The sequence below is a fragment of the Streptomyces sp. CB01635 genome (genome assembly GCF_002803065.1).
Classification (GTDB): domain Bacteria; phylum Actinomycetota; class Actinomycetes; order Streptomycetales; family Streptomycetaceae; genus Streptomyces.
In genome coordinates this window covers 1-2,782 of record NZ_NNBL01000060.1, presented here as the reverse complement: position 1 = coordinate 2,782, position 2,782 = coordinate 1, and the positions used below count along the sequence as shown (strand labels likewise).

Here is a 2,782-nt window from a genome sequence, read left to right as displayed (position 1 = left end):
CTGTCCGGCTACCGCCGACTCAACCACCGCTTTGAGCGCCAACCCGCCAACTACCTGGCCTTTCTCGGACTCGCCGCCGCCCTCTGCAGCTACAAACGACTCCTCACGCTCACCATGTAGGACACGGTCTAAAGCTGAGGTGTCCGCGATCCTCGCGGGGACCGGAGCAGCGGCACCCAATCCCGTAGCGTCCTTCCCGATCGCGTTGCGGGCTCTACATCCTTGGCAAGGTCATCCCGTAGGGCGTCGACCATCACGGATCCGCAATCACCGACTTTCGACAGGGAAGACGCGTATCTCGGTGACCAGCCATCAGGGTTGGGCGATCCCTCGTACCAGAGCTCGACCACCATCATGGCGTCAGTGATGTAGTCGTTGACGTTGCGGACAGCGCGCGCCACATCGCTATCCTCGGGCACGGAGATGTCCAAGACCGCCTTGCTCTCTTCAAAGCTGTAGGCCGCATTGTCCATCTTGTCGAGCAGTCCCTTGAGGCTGCTCACTTCCTCTGTCTTTGCAGCCTCATTGAACTCCCACGCAACTCGCTCGAATCCTCGGTACGACACGAGTGCCTTTGCGTAGGCGTCCCTCCGCAGTTCCCAGAAGGCTTGCTCTCTCTGCGTCACAGCGGACTTGCTGACCTGCTTAAGCGCGGCATGGATGGCCAAGCCGCCGGCGAGAACGGCGGCGCTTGCACCGATAAGCGCCGCAACAAGAGCCGCAGTTGCATCAGACACGGCGCCGATCTTGCCAGAGCCATCGGGGCACAACCGCAGCTTCCACAAGGCTCGGGAGGAACCGTGCCGATACATCCGGGCATGGTCGAAGACCTCGCCGCCGGTACCCGTGATCTCGGGATCATCTCGCGGCAGTTGGTCGATGAGCTCGGCAGGGCCGAGGTCGCCGCGATCCTCGCCGAGACCGGCGCAGTCGCGCCCGACCCCGTATGCGCCTTCCCTCTGGGGTAGTTGTTAAGAGACCTCAGCCCAACTATTTGATTGCGCATCCCATCGGTAGATGGCCACGCCGCTGGTGGAGTGTCCGGCAAGGAGCCATCGCCCCAGGTCCCATGTCAACCGTGCGGGCATGGCATCGTCAATGACGATGTCCGGGGCGTCTGCGTCGTGTAGGGCAAGAAGTTGTGCAATCGCCTCCGCGGGCAGGTCATCACGCACGGTCACAGACCAGCCGTGTTCGCTCGTCAACACGACTGAACGTACTGGTGCTCCGCCTCCCTCCGGGATCTGACGGAACAGAAACCGGCGTAGCGCTGACCGTGTGCCGTTGTCGATTGCTCCTGCCAGCCGACTGCCGAAGTGCGACGCCACCGACTGTAGGAACGGCGCTGCCGCCATCGTGGCCGCCCAGGCAAAGACGGCACCAGTGACGTCTCCGTTGAAAACGGGTCCGTTGTAAACGGGCTCACGACGGTCCGCGTCGTCTTCGGCCCGGTCTCGCTCGATGGACATTGATCCCCCTTCTCTCCGATGAAGCATGGCAGTTGGCAAGCCTCGCTCACCAGAAATGCCCGCGAGGAGGTGACCAATGCCCATCCATCCGGGCATGGTCCAAGATCTCGCCGCCGGTACGCGTGACCTGTACGAGCAGGCCGAGCAACGCCTGTTGGGCATCATCGCCCGGCAGCTCGCCGACGGCCTCGACGCACCCGGCTGGGTCGAGCGGAACCTGTCCGCCGTACGAGCCGTACGGCGCACCTCACAGGCCGTTGTCGACGAGCTCGGCAAGGCCGTGAGAGGGGATAGGTCGGCGAGGGTGCGCTCGCAGTCGGCATCAGTACGACGGTGGTGACCGTCAGAACGGTGAAGGCGGCGCGTCGTCCTAGAGGACGAGGTCCGCGGAGGGGCCGAGCGGTTTCATCGGCACGCCCGTGACTGCTGCCGGCTCACTGCGACCAGGGCGCATCGGTGATGCGCTCAATCACGGACGTGCGGTGGAAGCCGGGAACGAAGCGTTCCAGGTAGTCCGCATTGATGGTCCCGTATGTGGTGTCCGGACGGTCCTTGAGCCCTTCGACGAACGTTTGCGTGAATTCCTTCTTGAAGTTTCCGCGCGGATGAGCGGCGACGATCTCGTCCACCTGGTCGCCCTCGAGTCCGTCCAGGCCCCAACCGACCGCGTCGGTCAGAACGCCGTAGTTGGTGGCAGCGATCTCCGGGCCCATCCGCCCGGGAATCCCCGGCGTCGTGTGCAGCGCGATCGCCGTCCAGACCACTTCGGCGGCGCTCTTGGGGAACCCGCGGTCGAGCAGGAACTTGCGCGCGTGGTCGGCGCCGTCGAGCTCGAAACGCTGTTCCTCCTCGGTGAACGGGGTCAGGAGGCCGACGTCGTGGAACATTGCGGAGATGTAAAGCAGCTCGGGATCGGGCTGCAGGCCCAACTCGCGCGCGTGCAGGGAGGCGAAGAGAAAAACACGCCGGGAGTGATGGAAGAGCAGGGGCGTGATCGTTTCCCGGAGGTGGCTCGTGGCCTCCGCCACGGCCGAGGTCTCGGGAATTTCCACCCCCGCGATGATGTCGGTCATGCGTCCGCTCTTTCCGATGCGATCTGTTTTGTTCCCGTGTCGCGCGCGCGGGCGTGACCAGAGCAGACCTACCCTTGGATGCCGTCCGTGCCGAGGCGAAACCACCACACCGTGCGGACGTCTGAACTCACACGCTCAGCGCAGTCGGAACGCACACGGCCTGGTACTCGGCCTAGAGCCAATGCTGTTGCCTTTGCTGTAGGCGTACTGTGCTTGGCAGTTCGTCCTGGGGGTGGTTCA

At 64.0% G+C, this 2,782-nt stretch carries 5 protein-coding genes and 1 pseudogene; 3 read left to right on the top strand and 3 right to left on the bottom strand.

The window, feature by feature from the left end:
- Positions 1-120: pseudogene (locus tag CG723_RS47255) on the top strand (IS5/IS1182 family transposase); the annotation flags it as partial.
- An 8-nt stretch (positions 121-128) separates the two neighbouring features.
- Here the strand turns inward: CG723_RS47255 and CG723_RS46760 are convergent.
- Positions 129-737, bottom strand: coding sequence for a hypothetical protein (locus tag CG723_RS46760; protein ID WP_159032744.1), 609 nt, complete (start codon positions 735-737; stop codon positions 129-131).
- Positions 738-800: 63 nt separating this feature from the next.
- Between CG723_RS46760 and CG723_RS48605 the strand changes: the two genes are divergently transcribed.
- A complete protein-coding gene (locus tag CG723_RS48605) occupies positions 801-968 on the top strand; it encodes a hypothetical protein (RefSeq protein WP_234374909.1) in 168 nt (55 codons plus the stop codon).
- Positions 969-971: 3 nt separating this feature from the next.
- Here CG723_RS48605 and CG723_RS46755 read toward each other — a convergent pair whose 3' ends face one another.
- A complete protein-coding gene (locus CG723_RS46755) occupies positions 972-1,469 on the bottom strand; it encodes a hypothetical protein (protein ID WP_159032743.1) in 498 nt (165 codons plus the stop codon).
- A gap of 76 nt (positions 1,470-1,545) precedes the next feature.
- On the opposite strand from CG723_RS46755, the gene CG723_RS45835 reads away from it, so the two are divergent.
- Positions 1,546-1,809, top strand: coding sequence for a hypothetical protein (locus CG723_RS45835; RefSeq protein ID WP_234374908.1), 264 nt, complete (start codon positions 1,546-1,548; stop codon positions 1,807-1,809).
- A 94-nt stretch (positions 1,810-1,903) separates the two neighbouring features.
- Here CG723_RS45835 and CG723_RS45830 read toward each other — a convergent pair whose 3' ends face one another.
- A complete protein-coding gene (locus CG723_RS45830) occupies positions 1,904-2,542 on the bottom strand; it encodes an HD domain-containing protein (protein WP_199842149.1) in 639 nt (212 codons plus the stop codon).
- Positions 2,543-2,782 lie beyond the last annotated feature (240 nt).

Excerpts from the sequence above, each read along its gene's own strand:
- CG723_RS46755 (WP_159032743.1), bottom strand. The coding sequence starts at position 1,469 with ATGTCCATCGAGCGAGACCGGGCCGAAGACGACGCGGACCGTCGTGAG.
- CG723_RS45835 (WP_234374908.1), top strand. The coding sequence starts at position 1,546 with ATGCCCATCCATCCGGGCATGGTCCAAGATCTCGCCGCCGGTACGCGT.
- CG723_RS45830 (WP_199842149.1), bottom strand. The coding sequence starts at position 2,542 with ATGACCGACATCATCGCGGGGGTGGAAATTCCCGAGACCTCGGCCGTG.